This is a genomic window from Curtobacterium sp. SL109, assembly GCF_026672405.1.
GTDB lineage: Bacteria > Actinomycetota > Actinomycetes > Actinomycetales > Microbacteriaceae > Curtobacterium.
In genome coordinates this window covers 477061-499861 of the sequence record NZ_JAPPRB010000002.1, presented here as the reverse complement: position 1 = coordinate 499861, position 22801 = coordinate 477061, and the positions used below count along the sequence as shown (strand labels likewise).

Here is a 22801-nt window from a genome sequence, read left to right as displayed (position 1 = left end):
TCCCCGAGGGTTGACCAGTCCGACTTATTAAGACAGATTACTTAAAGAAGGGCCGGGTCACCGGCGCACCACAAGGGAACGGACACCAATGGCACAGCACGAATGGCTCAGTTTCGACCAGGGCGTCGCCGACCAGGCAGCGGTCGTCGACGCAGCGACCCAGTCCCTCATCCAGTGGTTCGAGGCGGGCGGCGCGGATGCACTCGTGGGTCGCAGCGTGGTCATCGCCGGGATCGGAGCCAGCCACGCCGCAGCAGCGACCCCGGTGTACGCGCTGCGGTCGGACGGGATCCGGGCGTACCGGTCGAGCTGCTCGGACATCCCGGACGACGGCGTCGCGCTCGCCGACGTGTACGTCGCGGTCTCGCAGGGAGGCAGGAGCCGGGAGACGATCCAGGCGCTCCTCACCGTCCCGGTTGAGCAGCGGGTGGCCGTCGTCAACGACTCCGACTCTCCGCTGGCGGACACGGCGGGGACCGTCATCGGCCTCGGTGACCTCGTCGACAGCCACATGTCGTCGATCGGCTTCAGCGCGACGGTCGTGGCACTCGGGCTCCTGGCCGATCGGCTGGCTGGCCGACCGACACACCAGGGATGGACCGGCCTGGCGGCGCGTGCGGCCGCGGTCGTCGACGCTGCGGACGAGCAGCTCCGCGCCTTCGCGGCCGAGATCGCCCTGCGAGGGACGGTGGACATCGTTTCGCGCGCAGCCGACCTGACCGCCGCCGAGCAGGGAGCGCTCCTGTTCCGTGAGGGACCGGGTCTCCCGGCGATGGCGATGGACACACGGTCCTACCTGCACGGCCCGATGGACTGCGCCGGTCCCGCGACCAGCCACGTGCTGTTCGGCGGCGCGCGCGAGGGCCTCCTCGCAGAGCAGCTCGCCGAGAAGGACGTGCCCGTCCTGCTCGTGACCGACGAGGACGTCGACGCACCCGCGACCGTCGTGCGGATCCCCGTGCTCCCTCCGACCCAGCGGGTGCTCGTCGAGGTCGCACTGCTGCAGCGGCTGGTCCAGCACACGGCAGCGGCCGCCGGGAAGGACCTCGAGGCACGTGCCTTCACGCGCTACGACACGAAGGTGGACTCGGTGCAGCAGGTCGTGGACGGCACGGTGTGAGCGGCGTGCTCGTCGGCCTCGACGTCGGGGGGTCGAAGACCGCGATCCGCGCGGTCGACGAACAGGGTGACGTCCGGTACCAAGCCACCCTGCCCACCGACCGCTGGCGCGGGGAGTCGTGGGCCGGCAAGGCCGCGATCCTCGTGGCCGCTGTCCGGTCCGTCGTCCCCGTCCGCGTCCTCGCGCTGGCGGTCGGCGCCCACGGCTGTGACACCGATGAGCAGTGTGCTGCGCTCGCTCGTGAACTCGACCGGCTCCTCGACGTCCCGGTCCGGGTGGTCAACGACGCGCAGCTCCTCGGCCACGCCGTCTCCCGACCCGACGCGGTCGGCCTGATCGCCGGCACCGGGGCGATCGCGGTGGCGACGACGACGGACGGGCGGACCGTGCACGCCGGGGGCTGGGGCTGGCTCGTCGGTGACGACGGCGGTGCGACGGGCATCATGCGCGAGACGGTGCGCGCGGCACTGCAGGCATCCGACCGAGGTGCGAGTGACCTGGTACTCGAACGGTCGCTCTCCGGCGCCGCCGAGGTCGGAACGCTCGGTGACCTCGCGTTCGGCATGATGCTCGCGCGCCCCGAACGGTGGGCGACGCACGCGAGTGCCGTGTTCGTCGCCGCGGACGCTGGCTCATCGATCGCCCGGACAGTCCTCGATGCCGCTGCTGCGTCGCTCGCGGGTCTCGTCACGGTCGTCGAGCGCCTCGGCGCCCCGGTCGGTCACGTCGTGCTCGGCGGCGGCGTCGTCCGGGGGCAGCCCCGGTACGCCGCACGCGTCGCCGAGCTGATCCGCGCGGAGCACCCCGGAACCACGGTCGTCCTGCTCCACGAACCGCCGGTCGCCGGCGCAGTCGCGCTCGCTCGGCAGCTCGTCCCCTCCCCTCCTCATCCAGAACGCATGCACCACCCGATCCCCTGACCCCAGAAGGACCACCATGCGCACCTCCACCTCCATGCGGCTCGCCGCACTCGTCTTTGCCGTCGGCACGGTCGCGACGCTCACCGGCTGCAGCAGCGACGCCTCCGCCGGCAGCGACGCCTCCGCCGGCGGATCGGGACCCCTCAACACCGTCACCGGCATCAAGGGGACCATCACGAAGGACTCCGCCATCGCGGCCAAGGTGCCATCCGCGTACCGCGACGGGCTCACCGTGGGCACCGACGCGACCATGGCGCCGAAGGAGTTCCTCGACGCTGACGGCAAGACGTTCAAGGGCCTCGACATCGACCTCACCTACGCCATCGGCAACGTGCTCGGGGTGCGGATGACGTTCGTCAACGCAGGGTTCGACACCCTGCTGCCCGGCGTCCAGAACGGCCGCTACGACTTCGTCGCCTCGTCGGCCGCCCCCACGCTCGAGCGGGAGAAGGTCGTGGACTTCGTCAGCGTCGACCGGTCCGGAGAGTCGCTCCTCGTCCGTTCCGCCGACAAGTCGTCCCTCAAGGACATCACCTCGCTCTGCGGCAAGCAGGCCGGTGCGATCAAGGGTTCCTTGCAGGTCGAGGACCTCGCGGAGCAGAGCACCAAGTGCACCGACGACGGCAAGCAGCCGATCGACACCTCGCTCTTCCCCGACGCCGCGGCGGTCAACCTCGCGCTGAACAGCAGCCGGGTCGACGTGGCCTTCTTCGACACCCCGACGTCCGCTTACCAGGCGAAGCGGTCCGGCGGGAAGCTCGTCGTGGTGGGGCCGATCTACCGCGCCGGGCTCGAGGGCGTGTTCATGAAGCAGGGCAGCGGTCTCGCCGAGCCGGTGGCCGCCGCCGTGAACGAGCTGATCGAGAACGGGACCTACCAGCAGCTCCTCGAGAAGTGGGGACTCGGGAAGAGCGCGATCGACAAGGCCTACGTCAACCCTGCGACCAACGGCAAGGCCGAGTGACATGAGCGACGTGCAGCAGGCGGGCGACACCTTCGTCCCCCTCCGGGCCCGGAGTCGACCGAAGCCCCTGTCGTGGGTGGCCACCGTCGTCGTCCTGGTGATCGCCGCGATGATCGTCCAGGCGCTCGTCACGAACCCGCACTTCGAGTGGGCCGTCGTCGGGAAGTACTTCCTCTCGTCCTCCATCGTCGGTGGGCTGTGGCGGACGATCGAACTGACGGTGTTCGCGATGGTCGGCGGCGTCCTGCTCGGCACCCTCCTCGCCGTGATGCGGGGGACCTCGAACCCGGCCGTGTCCGCCGCTGCAGGGTGCTACATCTGGTTCTTCCGGGGCACTCCGCTCCTGGTGCAGCTGATCTTCTGGTTCAACCTGTCGTCGCTGTACCCGACGCTCCGCTACGGCGTCCCGTTCACGCCGATGGTGTTCGGCGAGGTCACGACGAACAGCGTGATCTCCCCGTACACCGCCGCGCTGCTCGGGCTGGGTCTGAACCAGGCTGCCTACACCGCGGAGATCGTCCGCGCTGGCATCCTCTCCGTCCCCCACGGGCAGCTGGACGCCGCCGCCTCGATCGGCATGACGCGACTCATGACGATGCGGCGGGTCGTCCTGCCGCAGGCGATGCGGGTGATCATCCCGCCGATCGGCAACGAGACCATCGGCATGCTGAAGACGACGTCGGTGGTGAGCGTGCTGGCGATGCCGGAGTTGCTCTACAGCGCGCAGCTCGTCTACTCGCGGACGTACCAGATCATCCCGCTGCTCATCGTCGCCAGCCTCTGGTACCTCCTCGTCACGACCGTGCTGACGATCGTGCAGACCCAGATCGAGCGCCACTACGCCGTGCGCGGCCCGGCGGCCACGGAGGACCCCGTGCTCGCACTGCTGCGTCGGGCGTTCCGGGTGCACGCCCGACCCACCCCACCGGTGAGCACCGTCACCACCCCGACCCCCGTCCCGGCCCAGGGAGGAACACCGTGAGCACCAGCACCCACCCCGACGACCGTCCGATGATCTCTGCCCGCGGCGTGCACAAGCACTTCGGGTCGACCCCCGTCCTCAACGGGCTGGACCTCGACGTCCATGCCGGCGAGGTCGTCTGCCTGCTCGGTTCATCCGGCTCGGGCAAGACGACGTTCCTCCGGTGCGTCAACCACCTGGAACGGATCAGCGCCGGTCGGATCGTCGTCGACGGAGAGATCGTCGGGTACCGCGAGCGGCGCGGGTACCTCGTCGAGCGCAGCGAGAAGGAGATCGCGAAGCAGCGGGCATCGATGGCGATGGTGTTCCAGCAGTTCAACCTGTTCCCGCACCGCACGGTGATGCAGAACCTCATCGAGGCTCCGGTGCTCATCGGACGCGAGGACCGCGCCTCCGCGACGGAGCGAGCCGCCGCGATGCTCGCGCGGGTCGGCCTGTCCGGCAAGGAGCGCGCCTACCCGGGGCAGCTCTCCGGCGGCCAGCAGCAGCGCGTGGCGATCGCGCGTGCGCTGACGTCGAAACCGAAGCTCATGCTCTTCGACGAACCGACGAGTGCCCTGGACCCGGAACTCGTCGGGGAGGTGCTCGACGTGATGCGGGGTCTCGCGGGAGACGGCATGACGATGGTGGTCGTCACGCACGAGATGGGCTTCGCACGCGACGTGGCGGATCGGGTCGTCGTCATGGACGGTGGCGTGATCGTCGAGCAGGGGCCACCGAACGCGGTGTTCGACGACCCGCAGCACGCTCGCACGCGTGCGTTCCTGCGCAAGGTCGCCTGAGACGATGACCGGAGCAACGTCCTTCCGCGCGGTGGTGTTCGACTGCGACGGCGTCCTCGTCGACAGCGAGGCACCGCTCGCCGCGATCGACCAGCGGATGCTCGCCGACCTCGGCTGGCAGATGACGCTGCAGGAGGTCCACGACCGGTTCGTCGGGCACACCGCTGCGCACTTCGTCGAGGAGGTGGAGCGGCATCTCGGCGGTCTGCCCGTCGGGTGGCGTGAGCCCTACGAGCCGCTGGTGCACCGCGCACTCCACGAGGACCTGCAGGCCGTCGACGGTGTGCTGGACGTGCTCGCTGGGCTCGACGTGCCCGTGGCCGTCGCCTCGAACAGTTCCCACGCACGGGTCCGGGAGAGTCTCGCGTTGGTGGGGCTCCTGCAGCACTTCGGCGACCTGGTCGTGGGTTCCGACGACGTCGTGCAGGGGAAGCCTGCCCCGGACGTCTACCTCCGGGCCGCAGACCTGCTCGCGGTGCCCCCGACCACCTGCGTCGCCGTGGAGGACTCCGTCACCGGCGTCCGATCAGCGCGTGCGGCCGGCATGACCGTGTTCGGGTACGCGGCCGGGTTGACAGCTCCCGGGCCGCTCCGCGCCGCCGGTGCGGTCACGTTCTCGTCGATGGCGGAGCTCCCGGCGCTGTTGTCCGGCGCGTAGCTCGGAAAGCGCTGCGGCCCCCCGGTACCGTCGGAGGTCCCCTGCATGATCAGGGTGTGTTCATCCCCACCAGAGCCGCCGGCCTCGACGCCCTCGACGACTTCGTCCCCCGCGCCGGCCGCGACTACGCCCGCGACCGCAACGCGGACCTCGGGGCATCGCGGACCAACGTCTCGGGCCTGTCGCCGTACGTCCGCCACCGCCTGGTGACCGAGCACGAGGTCGTCGCAGCCGTCCTCGAACGCCACAGCCTGCCCGCCGCCGAGAAGTTTGTACAAGAGGTCTTCTGGCGCACCTACTGGAAGGGCTGGCTCGAGCAGAACCCCGAGGTGTGGCGTCGCTACCGGCGCGAGGTCGACGAGTTCGCGACCGGGACCCTGCCGACCAGCTACGACGACGCGGTCAACGGCCGGACCGGCATCGACGCGATGGACGCCTGGGTGCGGGAGCTCATCGACACGGGCTACCTGCACAACCACACGCGCATGTGGTTCGCGAGCATCTGGGTCTTCACGCTCGGCCTGCCGTGGCAGCTCGGCGCCGACTTCTTCCACCGCCACCTGCTCGACGGCGACGCGGCCTCGAACACGCTGTCGTGGCGGTGGGTCGCGGGACTGCAGACCGCCGGCAAGACCTACCTGGCGACGGCGTCGAACATCGCGCGGTACACGGACGGCCGGTTCTCGCCGAGTGGCCTGGCGACGACCGCACGGGCGCTCTCCGAGGACCCGTTGCCACCACGCATGCCGATCGAGTCCGACGACGTCGTGGGGACCATCGGCGAGCGGGTCGGGCTGCTGCTGCACGAGGAGGACCTCGAAGCGTCGAGCCTGCTGGCCGAACACCCTCAACTGCCCGACCGCCCGATCGCGACAGCGGTCGCCGCGGACCCCGTCGCACGCTCGCCGTTCTCGGTGTCGGACGTCGTCGAGGCCTTCACGACGACCGCCCTCGACGACGTGGCCGAACGGACACTGGACGCGAGCGGCCGCCCGGCCCAGGTGCTGGCCGACACGCTGCCGTCGACCCTCCTGCGCTGGGCGGGGTCCGAGCAGCTCGACACCGTGGTGGTGCCGTACGCGCCGATCGGCCCGGTCCACGAGCGGCTCGGGGTGCTGCGTGCCGCCCTCGCCGCCGAGGGTGTCTCCCTCGTCGCCGTCCGCCGACGATGGGACAGCGCGGCGTGGCCGTACGCGTCCCGCGGGTTCTTCCCGTTCCGTGAGCGCATCCCGGCCCTGGTCCGCGAACTCGTGGTGGACTGAGCCTTCCGCACGACCGGACGCGTCGAAAGGCACCACATGACCTCCCCCTTCAGCCTGCAGGGCAAGACCGCGATCGTCACCGGCGGCAACCAGGGCCTCGGCAAGGCGTTCGCGTTCGGACTCGCCGAGGCCGGTGCCCGCGTGGCCATCGTCGGGCGCTCCGCTGACCGCAACGAGCGGGTCGCCGCCGAGGCCGCCGCGGCTGGGCACGAGTTCGTCACGATCACGGCCGACATCACCGACGACGCCCAGGTCGCCCGCATGACCGAGGAGGCGCTCGCCGCGTTCGGCACGATCGACGTCCTCGTCAACAACGCCGGCACCTGCGTCCACAACGAGGCCTTCGCGGTGACGGACGACGAGTGGGACGCCGTGTTCACCCTCAACGTCCGTGCGCTCTGGAAGGCCACCATCGCGGTCGGTGCACACATGCGCGAGGCCGGTTCGGGCTCGATCGTCAACATCGGCAGCATGTCCGGGATCATCGTGAACCGTCCGCAGTGGCAGCCGGCGTACAACGCGTCCAAGGCCGCGGTGCACCACCTGACGAAGTCCCTGGCCGTCGAGTGGGCGCAGTACGGCATCCGCGTCAATGCGCTCGCCCCCGGCTACGTGAAGACGGAGATGGCGCCCGTGGACCGCGAGGACTTCAAGCGCTACTGGATCGACGACGCCCCGCAGCAGCGGTTCGCCCTGCCGGAGGAGATCGCACCGAGCGTCGTCTTCCTCGCCAGCGATGCCGCGTCGTTCATCACGGGCTCAGTCCTGGTCGCGGACGGCGGCTACACCGCGGTCTGAGGACCACGCGAGGGCGGCAGCTGCACCGCGTCCGCGATCTGCTGTGCGACCTCGGCCGCGGGGATCGAGGTCGCGTCGATGACCTCGGCCTCCTGGTGCAGCCAGCCCGCTGCCGCCTCGGCGTAGGCGTCGACGTACGCGAACCGGAAGGTCGAGGGGCCGAGCTCCTGGTCGTTCTGGATCCGGTCGACGAGCGTGGCGCCGTCGACGTGCAGCACGAAGTGCCGCACCGGGATGCCCGACGCGGACAGCCCGGCCTGGATCTCCCGCCAGTACGCCTGGACCAGGACGGTCATCGGCATGATGAGCGGTCCGCCGCCGATGTAGTCGTGGACGCGGCGGGCGGTCTCCACCACGAGGGGGCGCCAGGGGTCCCAGTGCTGGAAGTTGTCCGTCGGTGGCAGCCCGGGCGTGATGTCCATCAGGACCTCGCCGACCTTCTCGGCGTCCAGGATCTGCGATCCGGGCAGCATCGGCTGCAGCAGCCGACTGGTCGTGGTCTTGCCCGCACCGTGGGTTCCGTTCAGCCAGACGATCACAGGTGGACCCTACTGGCGACCGGCCGCCGGACGGGAGGCTCGGTGCCAGCTGGTGGGGAGCCTCCAGGACGACGTGTGGTCCCGATCGTGGAACGGAGCGCCGCCCTGCTGCCGCAGTGCGGCAGGGTGGGTGGTGTGGACACCTGGGGACTGAACGAGACCGGCCGGCTGGTCGGGCGGAGCTACGTGTGGCTGGCGGGGGTGACGGCGCCGATCGGCGCGGTGGTCTTCTCCGTCCTTGCCGCAGTCAACAGTGGCGGGGGCCTCGACGACCTCAACCAGACCCTGTGGCTGGTCATCGTCACCGTGGTCGCGACGGCGGTGTTCGCACTGGGCGGCGCGGCTGTCGCGCTCCCGTGCACGTACCTGCTCGGCCGGGCGCTGCGCCGGGTGCGGTCCCGCGGTGCGCACACGGCCGCGCATGCGACGCTCGCCGGACTGCTCGCCCTGGTGACGTCGTCACTCGTGGTGCTGTGGTTCTCCGGGCCGTCGTCCCTGCCGGCCGTCGTGTCGTTCCCGCTGGGCATGTCCGTGGCTGCCGGAATGGCTGCAGCGATCGCGACCTGGCGGTTCCTCCGGCCGGTGGCGGAGCCGGAGTCCGAGCCGGACCAGGCCGCTGACGCTGACGCTGCCCTGCGAGCGTGAGCGGGGTCGACGTGGGCGAGGTCATCGTCCGGCCGACCGCCCAGGGCTGACCGGTCGCCGGGCCGACGGAAGCCGGTGGGGCGCTGTCGGGTTCAGGACACCACCGGCTTCAAGCGCACGTCGCCACCCCCGCGACGGTGCGCCCTGTCACGCGGGCGATCCTGCAGGAGCAACGCTGCTCCCGGGGCCCGCGGCTCGGGAGGTGAGTCGGCACAGCGCACGAGCTGCCGAAGGCGAACGCTGCATGCGTGGTTCCGATCCGGCGGCCGGGGTCCGGGGTCACCTGGCGGGAACAGTACGCCCGCGGGGGCATCCGCACCAGGGGCGCGACAGGAACCGCGCCGTGGTCAGCGGCGGGATGCCTGCCGGGCGTCGTCGCTGACCGTCGCGGTGCCCATCGGCCGACGAGCCAGGGCGAGCGCGATGAGCAGGAGGCCGGCACCTGTGATGACGATGCCGACCATGGTGGCGACGTGGTCGACGTCACGGCCGACGCCCGGGACGAGCAGCAGGGCGTTCGAGACGAGCGCCGGCAGGCCGACCAGGCCGAGACCGACCAGCGTGGCGATCGTCAGGCGGTGGCGCGAGCGGGCCACGAGCAGCAGGACGACCGCGACGGCGACGGCGAGCCCGCCGACGAGACCGACCACGGCGGAGGCGGCCAGGACCCCGGGCAGTGGTCGCCCCGCCTGCAGCAGGACCGTCTTGGCGACGGCGGCCCCGGCAGCGGTCATCAGCAGCGGCATCGCGAGCGGGACCTGCCGGAGGGGTCGTTCGTCGGACATGCCGGTCGCGATGATGCCGAGCCCGGCCAGCGTCAGGCTGCCGGCGAGGATGGCTGCGGCGGACCGAGCACCCGTGCCCGAGGGCAGGACGGCGATCAGGACGGTGGAGAGCCCGGCGGCCGCGAAGGTGATCGCGTGCAGGCGGACGGCGAGGGCGTGCCCGACCGTGGCGATCACGGGAGCGCCAGCGCGGAGCGGAGCTCCGCCGTCAGCTCTCCGAGCGCCTGCGGGACGGCCCGGCTGATCCGGGGGAAGGCCAGGAAGCCGTGGGGCATGCCGACGTAGGTCGTCGTGCGCACGGCGACCCCGGCCTCCCGGAGGGCTGCGGCGTAGCGGAGGCCGTCGTCACGGAGCGGGTCGTGCTCGGCCACCTGCACCAGTGCCGGCGGCAGGCCGGTCAGGTCGGCGAAGAGCGGCGACGCGTACGGGTCGGTCGGGTCCTGACCGGCCAGGTAGTGGCCGCGGAAGGCGAGCATGTCCGCCTTCGTCAGGATCGGGGCGTGCGCGTTCTCGTCGATGGACGGACTCGCCATCGTCAGGTCCGTCGCGGGGTAGATCAGGCCCTGGAACGCGATCGGCGGGCCGGAGCGGTCGCGCGCCATGAGGGCGACGACGGCGGCGAGGTTGCCGCCCGCGCTGTCGCCGACGACGGCCAGGCGGCTGGTGTCGGCACCGAGCTCGTGGCCGCGGCCGACCAGGTCGGCGGTGGCGGCGTAGGAGTCCTCGGCGGCGGCAGGCCAGCGCGCGCCCGGGGCCAGGCGGTAGTCCAGGGAGGCGACCACGGCCTGGGCGTCCCGAGCGATGCTGCTGGCCAGCCAGTCGTAGGTGTCGAGCGAGCCGGACGTCCAGCCGCCGCCGTGGACGAGGACGACGAGCGGGGGTGTGCCGCGGAACGTGGTGGGCCGGTAGACGCGGACGCCGATGGGGCCGTCCGCACCGGCAGCGGTGGTGTCGCGGACGGCGACGCCCGTGGCGAGTCCGCCGAGCAGCAGGTCGACGACCGGGTTGTGGCCGATCTCGCGGCGCTGGTCGGCGAGGATCTGCTCCTCGGACCGGCGGGTGACCGAGGCGGCGCTGAGCAGTCGGCCGAGCAGTCGCGTGCGGAGGTCGATCCTGGCCATGGCTCCAGTCTGCGCGTTGAGGCGCTCTCGTGCCGGTGTGGTCCGGAGACGGGCTCAGAACCAGCGCAGACCGAACTGCTCCAGGACGTTCCTCGCGACGGCGACGACCCCGTGAGGCGGTTCGCCGTTGTCCCGGCCGACGGCTTCGAGGAGCGCCGACTGTGCCGCCGCGTGGGCGGCTCGTTGCTCGCCGGAGAAGTCCTGAGGCGGGTCGGTCCGGCACGCGGTGAGGGCCTCCAGCCGGCGGAGGCCGTAGCGGAAGCCCACGGGCCGGGGCACGGACTGCATGAGCGCGAGCAGCTGCGCGTGGGAGTACCGACCTGCGGGGTCGGCGGCGCGGGAGATGAGGTCCGTGAGCCCCCGCGACGCGCCGTCCGACCCGCCCAACCGGATCTCGATGAGCCGCGCACGGCTGCACAGGTCGTAGAGCAGTGCTTCGTCCACGTCGTCCCTCTTCCCCCGGGTTGCAGGATCGAGCGTGCCACAGCCCGAGGCGGACTCGACAGCGGCGCGTGCAACGCGGGCTCCCCGGTCGGACACTCTTGAGTGTGCAGGACGAACAGGACGACGACGGGGCGCTGTGGACGCGGGCCCAGTCGAACGACGGTGCGGCCTTCGCCGAACTGTTCGACCGGCACCGACCGCGGGTCTACCGACGCGCGCTGAGCCTGCTCGGTGACGTGCACGACGCCGAGGACGTGACGGCCGCCGCGTTCTACGAGCTCTGGCGGAAGCGGAAGACCGTGCCGCTGGTGGCCGGGTCCGTCCTGCCGTGGCTGCTCGTGACGGCGGTGAACCTCGGCCGGAACAGCCGTCGTGCCGCCGCCCGCTACCGGAAGCTGCTCGACCGGCTCCCCCGCGACGAGGAGCACGTGGACCCCGTCGAGCCCGAGGACGCCGAGGTCCGGGAACGTCTCGAGGCCTCCCTCCGCGGGCTCTCCCCGACCGACGCAGCACTGCTCGTCCTCACCACGCTCGAGGACATGCCCGTGTGGCAGGCAGCCGAGGCGGTGGGCCTGCGACCACCCGCCGCCCGCGTGCGCCTGCACCGTGTGCGGAAGCGGCTCCGTGCCGACCTGCACGACCTCGACCCCACACTCCGCTCGGCACCAGGAGGCAGCGCATGACCAGCAACGACGGACACCCGACCACGACCGACATGCACTCCGGCGCTGCTGCCACGATCCGCGCCGAGCTCGCCGCCATCGGCACGAGTGGCAGCCGTCTGCAGCGTGCACAGCGACGGACCCGGGTCACCGCGTCCGTCGTCGGGGTCGCTGCCGCCGCCCTGGCCACCAGTGCCGCCGCGCTCGTGGTCACCGGGATGCCCGGGTCGACGGCGACCGACGCACTCGGTGCCACCACCACCGTGACCCGGACCGGTCCGGCCCTGGTCGACATCGGCCGGGCGCCGGAGACGGCGGGAGCGGTCATCGTCGACGTCACCTGCCTGAGCGACTCGGGGATGGTGCAGGTCAGCACCGGCGACGGCACGACGGGCGCCGGTGTCTCCTGCAGCGGCGACGGGCCGCACCGACTGCACGTCGTGGACGGGCAGCTGCCGTCCGCCGGCACGACCACGTTCCCGGTGTCGTCGTCGCCCGGCACCCGGTGGCACGCCGTGCTGCAGTACGCCAGCTCGGTGACGTCCCGGTGGAGTGTCAACGCGAAGGGGCAGACCTTCGGGATCGAGAACCAACACGGTCACCCGGACCTGGTGCCGGGCCGGGCCGACGACGGCCGCCTGGGCTGGGTGCTCTGGTCCGAGACGGCGGGCGCCGAGCAGCCCGGGACGGTCGACGTGTACGAGTCCGACGGCGAGACCGTCATCGGCCACCAGACCGCCGACGCCGGGACCATGCCCGAGGTGCCGCTCGACCAGCGGTACATCGACGAGCTGAACTCGGTCAGCGCCCCAGCAACACCCCCCGCGACGCCCGCGCCCACGCCGCCATCGACCGCGCCGGTGTCCCGGTGATCCGCTCGACCTCGTCCGTGTGCACCGCGATGCCGTCGAGGCCGTGCCGGGCGACGATCCCGAACTGCTGACGCAGCCCGGCCGCCTGCCACGCGGGCATGCCGGTCGCCCGCAGCAGGCCTGCGAACGCCCGACTGGGCAGGTGCACGTACCGCACGGGCCGACCGAGGCCCTCGCTCAGTGCCCGTGCGACCCCGCGGCCGTCGAGCAGTTCGGGCCCGGTCAGCACCGGCTCGGCTCCGACGTGCACGCCGTCGGTCAGCACCCGCGCGGCCACCCGGGCGATGTCCTGGCTGTCGATCCAGCCGATCACCCCGCGGCCCATCGTCTGCGGGAAGAACCCGCGGCGGATCGTCGGCCCGGACGGCACCAGGTTCGTCATGAAGCCCGACGGGTGCAGGATCGTCCACTCCAGGCCACTGGCCCGCACGTCCACGTCGATCTCCGCCACCGCACGAGCCCACGGGATCGTCGACCCCAGCGCGGCGTCCCCGCCGGACAGGTGCACGAGCGCCCGCACCCCGGCATGCTGCGCGGCCTGCACGCCGACCGCCCCGTGCTCCCGCTGCTGCTGGGTCGCCGCCGTGACCAGGAACACCTGGTCGACGCCCTCGAGTGCCGCCGTCAGGGCCGGCAGGTCGCCGAGGTCGGCCTGTCGGGCATCGATCCCCCGGGCGCGGAAGGCCTCGACCTGCTCCCGTCGCCGAGCGATCGCCCGCACGGTCTTCCCCGCGGCGCGGAGGGCCTCGACCGTCTTGCCACCGACGTCGCCGGTCGCTCCCGTGACTGCCACGATGTCGCCCATGTCGTCTCCTTCAGTATCAGTTACCTGATGGTAGACCCTCCTCCGCTACGATCGAGCGGTGCCCCCGGAGTTCGCAGCATCGCGTGACGACGTCGACGCGGTCGCCGCCTGGACGGTCATCCGCGCCGGCCGCGAACTCGCGCGACGACTGGCCACCGAGCTCGCGCCCATGGAGCTCACACCCGTCGAGTTCGGCGTGCTCGTCCAGCTCGCCACGGCCGAGGAGCTCAGCCAGGCCGAGCTCGCCCGTGCGGTCGGCGTCCGCCCGCAGAGCATGACCGGACTCGTCGGCGCACTCGGTGCCCGCGGGCTGCTGGTGCGGGGGGCTGAGCCGGGTCGCGGGCGGCTGTCGCGCCTGACGCTCACCCCCGCCGGGCGCGAACTGCTGTCCCGCGCGTTCCCGGTCGTCCTCGCGAGCAACGCCTGGTTCGGACCGGTCGCGGTCGACGACGACACCACCGGCGCCGAGGTGGTCGCGTCCGCGCTGCTCCCGCTCCTCGGTGGCGAGATGTCCGGGGAACGCGAACCGGCGGCCGGTTCCCCGGGAACCGCCTGACGGCGGCGCATCGCGGGAATGGCCGACACCGGTCCGGCGTAGTACTCCTCACCCCCGAAGAAGGAGCACCCCATGAGCCACGACCTCGACCGTTCCACCGCGACCCTCGACGAGCTCGACTGCTGGCCCACGCCGCGCGCGCTCCACGACGAGCCGACGCCCCGCTTCGGGCGCTACCTCGGCCTGATCAACGGCCACGACTGACCACTGACGGCGACCAGCCGACAGACGGGAGGCTCCCCACCGGACCGGTGGGGGGCCTCCTGTCTGTCCGGGGTCAGGACCGCGTCGCCGCGTCCGCCAGCGCTGTGCGCAGCCGGTCCTCGACCAGGGAGGCCGAGCCGGTCGGCGCGAGGATCCCGGTGACGACCCGGAGGGCCTCGGTGCGGTCCTCGTCGGAGCCGTCGAGTGCCGTCGTCATCGTCGACGTCAGGTCCTCGAGCGCACGGACGCAGGCGTACCGGACCAGGCGGTGTTCGTCGAGGTCGACAGGTCCGTAGCCGGCACGGAACGCGGCGAGCTCGTCGGGCGCGGCCGGGGCGAACAGCACGCTGAACTCGACGAGGTGCAGGTCGAGCTCGCGCGGGGCGACGACGGCCTCGTCCCAGTCGACCAGCCGCAGCCCGCCGTCCGGTTCGACCAGGACGTTGCCGAGGTGCGGGTCGCCGTGGCACGGGACGCGTTCGCCGGGCGCTGCCGACGCGAGCGTCGTGCCCTGCTGCAGCAGGGCGATCCGGGGTCGCGCATCGTGCCACAGGCCGAGGACGTCGTCGCGGACGTCTCCTGGGGGCCGGGCGTCCAGCGAGCGGATCGCCGCGCGGTACCGCTGCCGCCGGCGACGGATCCCGCGGCGCGCACCCTGTCGACGCGGCGGGAGCGGGAACGCATGCGCGTGCACGTCGGCGAGGAGCTCCCCGTAGGCGTGCCAGCCGTCGAGGTCGAGGCCGACCGTGGCGGCGTCCTCGCCCTCGGACCAACGGGAGACGGCGAGCCGCCCACCGCCACGACGACTGCGACGGCGGCCGTCCGTGGTCGGGACGGTGCCCGGAGCACGGTTGAGGCCGGCGTCGGCCATCGAGCCGACCAGGCGCGTGCCGGTCGTGGTGGTGCGGGTGGTCCACTTCGCGGCCCAGGCGTCGCCGGTGTCGTCGACGAACCGCCAGACGACGGCGGAGACGTCGGTGCCGCCGGACACTTCTTCGATCGCGGTGACCTGCATCGCGAAGTCGGCGGTGATCCAGTGGCGGGCGTCGTCGGGCGTCGGCCTGGAGCTGTCGCGCCGGCCGACGTTTGGTCCGCCGGACGTCGGGTCGGTCGCCGTCACCGCAGGCCGCTCCGCGACAGCCCCTCGACGAAGTACCGCTGGAACGCCAGGAACAGGGCGACGATCGGCAGGATCATGAGCAGGTTGACGGCCATGATCGCGCCGTAGTCCGACGTGTACTGGCCCTGCAGCGTGCCGACGATGCCGATCGGGACGGTGAACAGGTCCTGGTTGCCGGACAGTGCCACGAGGGGCCAGCCGAACGCGTTCCACTCGCCCATGAACGTCAGGAGCACGAGCACGGCGAGCAGCGGCCGGCAGAGCGGCAGCACGACCGACACGAACGTGCGGAAGCGGCCGGCGCCGTCGAGCTGGGCGGCCTCGATGAGCTCGTCGGGCACCGCGAGGAAGAACTGCCGAGCCAGGAACACCCCGAAGATCGCCGCGGCCTCGGGCAGGATGACCGCCCACAGTCCGCCGTACAGGTGCAGGCCGATCGAGATGAAGAACTGCGGCACGATGATCGCCTGCGGCGGGATCATCAGCGTCGACAGCAGCACCAGGAACAGGGCGTTGCGTCCGCGGAAGCGCAGCTTGGCGAAGGCGTACCCGGCGAGCAGGTTGCAGACGACGGTGATGACCGTGACGACGACGGAGATCAGCAGCGAGTTCCCGAACCAGCGCCAGACGGGGAACTCCTGGAACGGGCGGACGAAGTTCTGGATCGTGAAGTGCCCCGGCCAGAGCTGCAGCCCCGGTGCGTACAGGTCTGCCCGGGTCGAGAACGCGGTGAGCAGCATCCAGTACAGCGGGAACGCCATCACGACGGTCACGATGACCGCGACGGTCAGGCGCAGCCAGAGCAGCCGACCACGGCGCTTCTTCGGCGACCGGGTGGCGGTGCGGGCGGCGGCAGCGGGTGCGGGCTCGGCGGCGCCGGTGTCCCAGGTGGTGGAGGTCATCAGTCGGTCTGGTCCCGTCCGGCGTTGAACCGCCACTGGAGGCCCGTGATGAGCAGGGTCACGAGGTAGATCACGATGCCCACTGCGGCGCCGTACCCGAGCAGCTGCGGGCCGTGCTCGTCGAAGGCCACCCGATAGGCGTAGGACACGATCGTGGTGGTGCCGTAGCCGGGGCCACCGCGGGTCATCGCCCACACGGTGTCGAACACCTGGAACGAGTAGATGAGGTTCATCACGAGCAGGAAGAACGTCGACGGGCCGAGCAGCGGGAACGTGATGAGCCGGAAGCGCTGCCAGCCGCTCGCGCCGTCGGTCGTCGCCGCCTCTTGCACGGCGGGGTCGACGCCCTGCAGCCCGGCGAGGTAGATGAGCATGTCGAAGCCGATGCGCTGCCACAGCGTCATCAGGATCACGGCCGTCATCGCCCAACCGCCGCTCGACTGCCACTGGATCTGCGGCAGGCCGAGGGAGCGGAGGAACTCGTCGACGAAGCCGTTGTTCTGGTCGAACATCCACGCGCCGAGGACACCGGTCGCGACGCCGGAGACCACCAGCGGCAGGAAGATGATCGTGCGGAAGACCGCCCGACCGGGCAGCACGCCGTTGAGCAGCACCGCGACGCCGAGCCCGATGGCCATGCCGACCGGCACCGTGAACAGCGTGAAGACGCCCGTGTTCGCGACGGACTGCCAGAAGACCGGGTCCGTCACCAGGCGCGCGTAGTTGCCGAGGCCCGCCCAGCTCGTGCCCCCGAGGGAGTCGAGGTCCTGGAAGCTGATGACGAGTGCGTAGACGAGCGGCAGCAGCGTGAAGACCACGATGAGGACGACGTTCGGCACCAGGAACGCGGTGGCCGCAGCCCCGCTGGAGCCCCGGAAGCCCCCGACGGACCGGCGTGGACCCCGGCGGACGGCCCCGCCCGCGGTCGCTCCGCCGATGCGCTCGGCCGCGCCGGTCATGCCGCCACCGCCTGCTCGACGGCGGCGTCGATGGCCTGCACGGCTGCGTCGGTCCCGCGGCCGTGGAAGGCGAGCTCGAGCTGGTCCTGCAGCGCCGTGTTGACCGAGGCGAACCCGGGCACGACGGTCTCGCGCACGGCGGTCTCGGTGATCGTCGTGGCCTGCTGCGTGAAGACGTCCATCACGTCCGGGCGCACGGCGTAGTCGAGGGGCGTGTCCGCCAGGCTCTTCAGCGTCGGCAGCTCGTTCGCCCGCTGGCAGAAGTCACGCATCTGGGCCTCCTCCACGAGGAACTTGAGGAACGCGGCCGCGAGCTCCGGGTGCTCGGTGTCACGGGTGGCGACGACGGCGTTCCCGCCGAGGTCCGACGCGGCGGCTTCGTCGCGGGGCATGTACGTGGTGGCCCACTTGCCGCCCTGGTAGCCGTTCTTCGCGTCGGCGAGCTCCGGCACCAGGAAGTCGCCGATGAACGTCATCGCGACGGTCTGGTTCAGGAAGAAGTTGTCCGAGTAGACGGTGGTCTTGATCGTGTTGTTCGCCGGCACCCACCGCTCGTCGAAGAACCGCTGCGTGAACGCCATGGCCTTGCGCGCGGGGTCGCCGTCGACCGCTGAGTGCTCCAGCGACGGGGTCAGGAGCGACCCGCCCGCCTGGTACAGGAAGCTCGCCCAGCGGTACGCGCCCGCGGCGGTCCAGTCGTACGCGAACGGGTACTTGTCGTCGGGCAGGGCCTTGCGGAGCTTCGTCGCGACCGCGGTGAAGTCCTCCCAGGTCCAGGCGTCCTCGAGCCGGTCGGGCACGGCGCCGATGCCGGCTTCGTCGAGGGCGTCGCGGCTGAACGCGATCGCCGAGGTGTCGGTCTGGTGCGGGACGCCGTAGGTGCGGCCCTCGAACCGGACGGCGTCGCGGAGTGCGGGCAGGAACCCGGCGGACTCGGTGGCGCTGAGGTACGGCGTGATGTCGAGCAGCACCCCGTGCGAGGTGTACTTGCCGATGCTCGTGTAGTCCACCCGGAACACGTCCGGCGCCGTGCGCGACAGGATGCCCCGGTCGATGCCGGAGAAGAACCCGTCGTACGGCAGCGTCTGCAGCTCGACGGTGGCCTTCGGGTGCCGGGCCTCGAACACCTTCTTCGCGTGCGCGAACCCGGCGTTCTCCCCGTCGCTGCCGCCCCAGAAGGCGAAGCGGATCGTGCCCTCGACCTCGCCGATGTCGGCCTTCGACCCGGCGGCCGCGGTGCTCGGCACGGGGCCGTTGTTCGCGACGCACCCACTGAGGGCCCCGGCGGCGGCCAACCCGAACGCCCCGACGAGCATCGAGCGACGGGAGATGGGCTGCAGCGGCACTGGCGGCTCCTCGGGACGGGGTCGCGTCGATCGGTGCCGGTCGCCGCGCCCGCGACGCTAGTCCGCGCCCCCGACACCGGTCGTGCCCGTCCGGGACCCAGTGCGGGAATCGGTGTCCCGGCCAGTCCGGTGGGCGTCGTAGTCCTCGAGCACGAGGTTCGACGCCGGTCGGTCGACGACCCGCATGAGCGGACCGAAGACCGCCAGGGTGCTGAACAGCAGGTTGCGGACGCGGATGCCGGCGGTGGTCCTCGGTGCGAGGAGCTTGCCGGCGTTCACCTTGTGGGAGATCGAGGCGTAGTTGCGGTACCTCCGCTCGAACGTGTCGAACGCGGTGACGTGGTCACCACCTGCTCGTGCGAGTTCCCCGGCCAGGACGTACGCGCCGACGACGGCGAGCCCGGTGCCGTAGCCGCCGAGGGCGTTCCCCCACGCGGAGTCGCCGAGCAGCACGACGCGGCCGCGGGACCAGTGGTCGACCGTCGCACGGCTGATCGAGTCCATGTAGAAGTCACGGGCGTCGGGCAGCTGCTCCAGCAGCTCGGGGATCCGCCACTTCCCGTGTCGGAGTGCCTCGGCCACCTGCTGCTTCTGCCGGTCGACGTCGTCCCGAGCCGGGGGCAGCGGTGGGCCGGCGAAGACGAGGAACGCCGGGGCCTTGGTCCCGCCGAGCATGACGGTGATGCCCGGTTCGCTGTAGACGACGTCGTCGGGGCCGGTGTCGAGGTCGGCGAGGACGTAGTGGTAGCCGAGGTGCGTGACGTGCTCGGACTCGGGGCCGAACGCCAGCCGGCGGACGTTGGAGTGCATGCCGTCCGCGCCGACGACGAGGTCGAACGTCCGCGGTGCTCCGTGCTCGAACGTCACGTCGACGCCGTCCCCGGTGTCCGTCAGGCTCGTGATCGAGTCGCCGAAGACGTACTCGGTGGTGTCCTCGGTCAGACGGTGCAGGATCCGGGCCAGGTCGCCGCGGGGGATGTTCACCTCGCCCGCGCCGAAGCCACCGGGGGCCGTCCCGACCTTCCGGCCGGCGGCGTTCACGATGATGCCGTCCGCGTCACGGACGTCTGCGGCGCGCACCTCGTCGAGGATACCCATCTCCCGCAGGACGCGCATGTGGATCGGCCCCTTGAAGTCGACGGCCTGGCCGCCCGGCCGGATGCTGCTGGCCTTCTCGACGACGGTGACGTCGAACCCCGACCGGTGCAGCCAGTACGCCAGGGCGGGGCCGGCGATGCTCGCGCCGGAGACGAGGACTCGGGTGTTCTGCACGGTGTGCTCCTTCGATCGGATGTCCCGATCATCGGCCGCGGCACTCACACCGCGCTGACGCGCCACTGACACCGGACCGACAGGAGGCTCGGTGCCAGCTGGCACCGAGCCTCCCGTCCGCTGCTGGTCGGCTGGGACTGCGCCGGTCGAGTTGGCCACCTGGCCAACTCGACCGGTACGGTCGTTGCATGACCACGAGCACCCACCGCAGCGCGGACGAACGACGGGCTCAGCTCGTCGACGCCGCCGTGGCGGTGATGACCGACGACGGCGTCCGCGCCGTCACCACCCGCGCCGTCACGGCACGCGCCGGACTGCCCCACGGCACGTTCGCGTACTGCTTCGGGTCGAAGGGCGAGCTGTTCCGCGCCGTGCTCGACCGCGAGCTCCGGCAGTCCATGGCCGTGACCTTCGACGACGACTCGGTCCCGGTCGAGGACCCGTCCGAGCGCATCGCGGCCGGGCTCCTGGCCTACCTGGACCGGGTCCGCGCCGCGCCGGACGAGGCTCTGGCGCTCTTCGAGCTCACCGCACTCGCGCGACGCGACCCGGACCTGCGGGACCTGGCGCGCTGGGAGCAGGACGCGTACGCGCAGGCCGTCACCGGCAACCTGCGGCAGTGGTCGGACCGGCACGGCCGGTCGTGGTCGGCGCCCGTCGACCAGGTCGCCCGCCTGCTGGTCGCGCTCGTCGACGGCGCGATGTCGGCGTGGCTGAGTGACCGGGACGACTCGGCGGCAGCAGCGACGCTACGGCTCGCGGCGACGATGGTCGGTGCGCTCGCCGTACAGGATGCCGACGCCAAGGGGGTCCGCTCGTGAAGTGGCTCTTCCTCGCCGGCGCGATCCTCTCCGAGGTCACCGCCGCCCTGTCCCTGCAGGCCGCCGTCGAGCGACCTGGCTGGTACGCGCTCGTCGTGGTCGGCTACGTCGGGTCGTTCTTCCTGCTCATCCAGGTGCTCCGCCGGGGCATGGCCATCGGGGTCGCCTACGGTATCTGGGGCGCCTCGGGCGTCGCCCTGACCGCGGTGCTCGCCGCCGTGCTGTTCGGGCAGTCGCTGACCCCCGTGATGCTGGTCGGCATCGGGCTCATCGCGGCAGGGGTGCTGCTCGTCGAGATCGGGTCGCAGCGGGCGCTCGCCGCACGCCGGGACGGGGTCCGCTGATGGGCTGGGTGCTGCTCGCGATCGCCATCGTCACCGAGGTCTTCGCCACGATGAGCCTCAAGGTCGCGACGGACGGCAAACGCCGCTGGTACGTCGCCGTGGTGGCCGGGTACCTGGTGGCGTTCTCGCTGCTCGCGGTCGCGCTGACCATGGGCCTGCCGATCGGGGTCGCCTACGGGGTCTGGGCGGCGACGGGGGTGGCGCTGACGGCGGTCCTCGGGCGGGTGCTGTTCAAGGACCCGTTGACGCGGACGATGCTCGTGGGCATCGGGCTGATCATCGTGGGGGTGCTGCTCGTCGAGCTCGGGCACTGACGCACACTGCCCGACGGCTGGTCCGGTGCGGTTTCCCGTACGCGTACCGCAATACTCGCTACTGGCCCCTGGCGCGGCACGGGATCTGCTCTGCTGTGCGCAGCAGCGGCACCGGTGCCGCAGCACGTTGAGGGGATCGTCGTGTTCAAGAGCATGCTCACCATCGCAGCCGCGGCTGCACTCGTCGTCGGGGGTGCGCTCCCGGCGCACGCTGCCCCGGCGTCGTCGACGCTGAGTGCGCCGACGTCCGTCCGTGTCACGGGGTCCGAGGGGGACGCCGACGTCACCTGGGGTGCGCCGCGCTCCGGCCCCCGCGTCACGGGCTACACCGTCACCGTGACGCCCGCCGAGAGCCAGCCGAACGGCGGCGTCGACCGCCTGCCCGCCACCGCCCGCTGGGACCACTTCGGCGCCCTGCGCACCGGCACCACGTACACGTTCGCCGTCCGCGCCGTTGCCGCGAAGCAGACCGGCCCGGCCGTCAGCGTCAAGTACACCGCGACGTCCGCCGCACCCACGCCCCAGGCGCTGTTCGCGCTGGACGCCCAGGGCAGCGTCGTCCGGTTCGGCACCGGGAGCACGACCACCGGGAGCACGACCACCGGCACCACGGTCGCGACGAACGGCGCGGGCTACACCGCCGACGACCGCGGGGACGTGTTCGTGCCCTCGGCCGACCTGACCTCGATCCTCATGTACCCGGCCGGCGGTGGCGCCGCTCGCACGGTCGCGACGGGCCTGCACCTGACCGCTGACCTCCGGTCCGACGTCGCCGGCAACCTGTACTGGGCGGACTCGGTGTCCGGCTCGGTGACGATGCTCCCGATCGACGGGGCTGCCCCGCGGGTCGTCGCGGACTTCGGCACCGTGCAGTACGGCAAGCACGCCTGGGTCGTGTCACGGAACGGGATCGTGACGGCGTACAACAACAGCCCGTTCGAGGCCCGCATCGCCCAGCGCAGCGCGACAGGCGTGCTCACGGTCCGGGCCTTCAGCTACGGCGGTGTGTACCCGGTCGTCGGTGGGCTGCAGTCCGACGACTCCGGGAACCTTTACCTGACCCTGTCCCAGGACGGCCGCGACGGGCAGTACCCCTGGGTCGAGGTCCGCGCTGGCGAGAGCGCCCTGACGCGCCTGACCACCAGCGACGCGTTCGAGTACGGCGCGACGAACTCGACGTCGCTCCGACTGCTGCGGTCCGCCGGGTGGTGCACCCAGGCCGACGAGCTCTCCGGCACGTGCGACATCGACCGCTCGCTCGCCACGGAGCTCGTCGTCGGTCGCGACGGGACGCAGCAGACCATCCCCGTGTCCGGCATCACCGCGGGGTCGCGCGGGTCGCACGTGGGTGTGGCCACCGAGGCCGGTGACGTGTTCATCGACGTCGACCGTGCACCGTCGGCTGGCCTGTGGCGCGTCCCCGCCGCCGGCGGAGCCGCCCAGCAGGTCTCCACGGCGCAGTTCACGCGCCTGCTCGTCATCTAGGGCAGCTGGCGGCCTGCAACGGGCCACATGCGAACGGGAGGCTCCCCACCAGCTGGTGGGGAGCCTCCCGTCTGTCCGTCAGTGCATCTGCGCAGCCGCCACGCGTCGGGTTCGGGCCC

Annotated in this window: 27 protein-coding genes; 17 read left to right on the top strand and 10 right to left on the bottom strand. The window is 71.8% G+C overall.

Annotated features, from left to right (window positions below):
• Window positions 1-88: 88 nt before the first annotated feature.
• From OVA28_RS03765 to OVA28_RS03730, 8 genes are read left to right on the top strand one after another with little or no spacing between them, the layout of a single operon-like run.
• Window positions 89-1120, top strand: a complete 1032-nt coding sequence (locus tag OVA28_RS03765; RefSeq protein ID WP_268095818.1) for an SIS domain-containing protein — start codon at window positions 89-91, stop codon at window positions 1118-1120.
• Complete coding sequence (locus OVA28_RS03760; RefSeq protein ID WP_268095817.1) at window positions 1117-2040, top strand: N-acetylglucosamine kinase; 924 nt, start codon at window positions 1117-1119, stop codon at window positions 2038-2040. Before OVA28_RS03765 ends, OVA28_RS03760 begins: the two co-directional genes overlap by 4 nt.
• A gap of 16 nt (window positions 2041-2056) precedes the next feature.
• On the top strand, window positions 2057-3004 hold the full coding sequence (locus tag OVA28_RS03755) for an ABC transporter substrate-binding protein (protein WP_268095816.1): 948 nt from the start codon (window positions 2057-2059) through the stop codon (window positions 3002-3004).
• 1 nt (window position 3005) lies between these two features.
• Entirely contained in the window at window positions 3006-3986 is a 981-nt protein-coding gene (locus tag OVA28_RS03750; RefSeq protein ID WP_268095815.1) for an amino acid ABC transporter permease, read from the top strand.
• A gap of 29 nt (window positions 3987-4015) precedes the next feature.
• A complete protein-coding gene (locus OVA28_RS03745) occupies window positions 4016-4768 on the top strand; it encodes an amino acid ABC transporter ATP-binding protein (protein WP_267420318.1) in 753 nt (250 codons plus the stop codon).
• 4 nt (window positions 4769-4772) lie between these two features.
• A complete protein-coding gene (locus OVA28_RS03740; RefSeq protein ID WP_268095813.1) occupies window positions 4773-5426 on the top strand; it encodes an HAD family hydrolase in 654 nt (217 codons plus the stop codon).
• A 56-nt stretch (window positions 5427-5482) separates the two neighbouring features.
• Window positions 5483-6688: an FAD-binding domain-containing protein gene (locus tag OVA28_RS03735; protein ID WP_268095811.1), complete on the top strand. Its 1206-nt coding sequence runs from the start codon at window positions 5483-5485 to the stop codon at window positions 6686-6688.
• A 36-nt stretch (window positions 6689-6724) separates the two neighbouring features.
• Window positions 6725-7486: an SDR family NAD(P)-dependent oxidoreductase gene (locus OVA28_RS03730; RefSeq protein ID WP_268095810.1), complete on the top strand. Its 762-nt coding sequence runs from the start codon at window positions 6725-6727 to the stop codon at window positions 7484-7486.
• Here OVA28_RS03730 and OVA28_RS03725 read toward each other — a convergent pair.
• Window positions 7471-8025, bottom strand: coding sequence for an AAA family ATPase (locus OVA28_RS03725; protein WP_268095809.1), 555 nt, complete (start codon window positions 8023-8025; stop codon window positions 7471-7473). The two genes, OVA28_RS03730 and OVA28_RS03725, sit on opposite strands and share 16 nt — an antisense overlap.
• A 135-nt stretch (window positions 8026-8160) precedes the next feature.
• Between OVA28_RS03725 and OVA28_RS03720 the strand changes: the two genes are divergently transcribed.
• A complete protein-coding gene (locus OVA28_RS03720; protein ID WP_268095808.1) occupies window positions 8161-8670 on the top strand; it encodes a hypothetical protein in 510 nt (169 codons plus the stop codon).
• Window positions 8671-9017: 347 nt separating this feature from the next.
• Here the strand turns inward: OVA28_RS03720 and OVA28_RS03715 are convergent, their stop codons facing one another.
• From OVA28_RS03715 to OVA28_RS03705, 3 genes are read right to left on the bottom strand one after another with little or no spacing between them, the layout of a single operon-like run.
• Complete coding sequence (locus OVA28_RS03715) at window positions 9018-9632, bottom strand: hypothetical protein (RefSeq protein WP_268095807.1); 615 nt, start codon at window positions 9630-9632, stop codon at window positions 9018-9020.
• Window positions 9629-10576, bottom strand: coding sequence for an alpha/beta hydrolase (locus OVA28_RS03710; RefSeq protein ID WP_194659534.1), 948 nt, complete (start codon window positions 10574-10576; stop codon window positions 9629-9631). Before OVA28_RS03710 ends, OVA28_RS03715 begins: the two co-directional genes overlap by 4 nt.
• Window positions 10577-10630: 54 nt before the next feature.
• On the bottom strand, window positions 10631-11020 hold the full coding sequence (locus OVA28_RS03705) for a hypothetical protein (protein ID WP_268095805.1): 390 nt from the start codon (window positions 11018-11020) through the stop codon (window positions 10631-10633).
• Between the two features lie 104 nt (window positions 11021-11124).
• On the opposite strand from OVA28_RS03705, the gene OVA28_RS03700 reads away from it, so the two are divergent.
• Window positions 11125-11703 (top strand): RNA polymerase sigma factor, encoded by a 579-nt coding sequence (locus OVA28_RS03700; RefSeq protein ID WP_268095803.1) that lies wholly within the window; start codon window positions 11125-11127, stop codon window positions 11701-11703.
• The gene (locus tag OVA28_RS03695) at window positions 11700-12554 is read left to right on the top strand and encodes a hypothetical protein (RefSeq protein ID WP_268095802.1); all 855 of its coding nucleotides are present in this window, start codon (window positions 11700-11702) and stop codon (window positions 12552-12554) included. The genes OVA28_RS03700 and OVA28_RS03695 overlap by 4 nt, the downstream gene beginning before the upstream one ends.
• Here OVA28_RS03695 and OVA28_RS03690 read toward each other — a convergent pair.
• Complete coding sequence (locus OVA28_RS03690; protein ID WP_268095801.1) at window positions 12484-13359, bottom strand: NmrA family NAD(P)-binding protein; 876 nt, start codon at window positions 13357-13359, stop codon at window positions 12484-12486. The genes OVA28_RS03695 and OVA28_RS03690 overlap by 71 nt on opposite strands.
• A gap of 58 nt (window positions 13360-13417) precedes the next feature.
• On the opposite strand from OVA28_RS03690, the gene OVA28_RS03685 reads away from it, so the two are divergent.
• Both OVA28_RS03685 and OVA28_RS03680 read left to right on the top strand, forming a co-directional pair.
• A complete protein-coding gene (locus OVA28_RS03685; RefSeq protein WP_268095800.1) occupies window positions 13418-13915 on the top strand; it encodes a MarR family winged helix-turn-helix transcriptional regulator in 498 nt (165 codons plus the stop codon).
• Between the two features lie 72 nt (window positions 13916-13987).
• Window positions 13988-14119, top strand: a complete 132-nt coding sequence (locus tag OVA28_RS03680) for a hypothetical protein (protein ID WP_268095799.1) — start codon at window positions 13988-13990, stop codon at window positions 14117-14119.
• A 73-nt stretch (window positions 14120-14192) separates the two neighbouring features.
• Here the strand turns inward: OVA28_RS03680 and OVA28_RS03675 are convergent, their stop codons facing one another.
• Genes OVA28_RS03675 through OVA28_RS03655 form a run of 5 tightly spaced genes read right to left on the bottom strand, consistent with a single transcriptional unit; the run spans window position 14193 to window position 19718 of the window.
• A complete protein-coding gene (locus tag OVA28_RS03675) occupies window positions 14193-15239 on the bottom strand; it encodes an aminoglycoside phosphotransferase family protein (protein ID WP_268095798.1) in 1047 nt (348 codons plus the stop codon).
• Window positions 15236-16141 carry a carbohydrate ABC transporter permease gene (locus tag OVA28_RS03670; protein WP_268095797.1) on the bottom strand — a complete coding sequence of 302 codons (906 nt, stop codon included), beginning with the start codon at window positions 16139-16141 and terminating at the stop codon, window positions 15236-15238. The genes OVA28_RS03675 and OVA28_RS03670 overlap by 4 nt, the downstream gene beginning before the upstream one ends.
• Window positions 16141-17100, bottom strand: a complete 960-nt coding sequence (locus tag OVA28_RS03665; RefSeq protein WP_194626683.1) for a carbohydrate ABC transporter permease — start codon at window positions 17098-17100, stop codon at window positions 16141-16143. Before OVA28_RS03665 ends, OVA28_RS03670 begins: the two co-directional genes overlap by 1 nt.
• A complete protein-coding gene (locus OVA28_RS03660) occupies window positions 17097-18446 on the bottom strand; it encodes an ABC transporter substrate-binding protein (RefSeq protein ID WP_268095796.1) in 1350 nt (449 codons plus the stop codon). The genes OVA28_RS03665 and OVA28_RS03660 overlap by 4 nt, the downstream gene beginning before the upstream one ends.
• Window positions 18447-18503: 57 nt before the next feature.
• Window positions 18504-19718: an FAD-dependent monooxygenase gene (locus tag OVA28_RS03655; RefSeq protein ID WP_194659525.1), complete on the bottom strand. Its 1215-nt coding sequence runs from the start codon at window positions 19716-19718 to the stop codon at window positions 18504-18506.
• Between the two features lie 188 nt (window positions 19719-19906).
• Here OVA28_RS03655 and OVA28_RS03650 point away from each other — a divergent pair, with 188 nt between their 5' ends.
• The 4 genes from OVA28_RS03650 to OVA28_RS03635 all read left to right on the top strand — a co-directional run bounded on the left by OVA28_RS03650 (window position 19907) and on the right by OVA28_RS03635 (window position 22682).
• Complete coding sequence (locus OVA28_RS03650) at window positions 19907-20539, top strand: TetR/AcrR family transcriptional regulator (RefSeq protein ID WP_268095794.1); 633 nt, start codon at window positions 19907-19909, stop codon at window positions 20537-20539.
• Window positions 20536-20883: a DMT family transporter gene (locus OVA28_RS03645; protein ID WP_268095793.1), complete on the top strand. Its 348-nt coding sequence runs from the start codon at window positions 20536-20538 to the stop codon at window positions 20881-20883. Before OVA28_RS03650 ends, OVA28_RS03645 begins: the two co-directional genes overlap by 4 nt.
• Window positions 20883-21197, top strand: coding sequence for a DMT family transporter (locus OVA28_RS03640; RefSeq protein WP_268095792.1), 315 nt, complete (start codon window positions 20883-20885; stop codon window positions 21195-21197). Before OVA28_RS03645 ends, OVA28_RS03640 begins: the two co-directional genes overlap by 1 nt.
• A 114-nt stretch (window positions 21198-21311) precedes the next feature.
• On the top strand, window positions 21312-22682 hold the full coding sequence (locus tag OVA28_RS03635; protein WP_268095790.1) for a fibronectin type III domain-containing protein: 1371 nt from the start codon (window positions 21312-21314) through the stop codon (window positions 22680-22682).
• The last annotated feature ends 119 nt before the right edge of the window (window positions 22683-22801 follow it).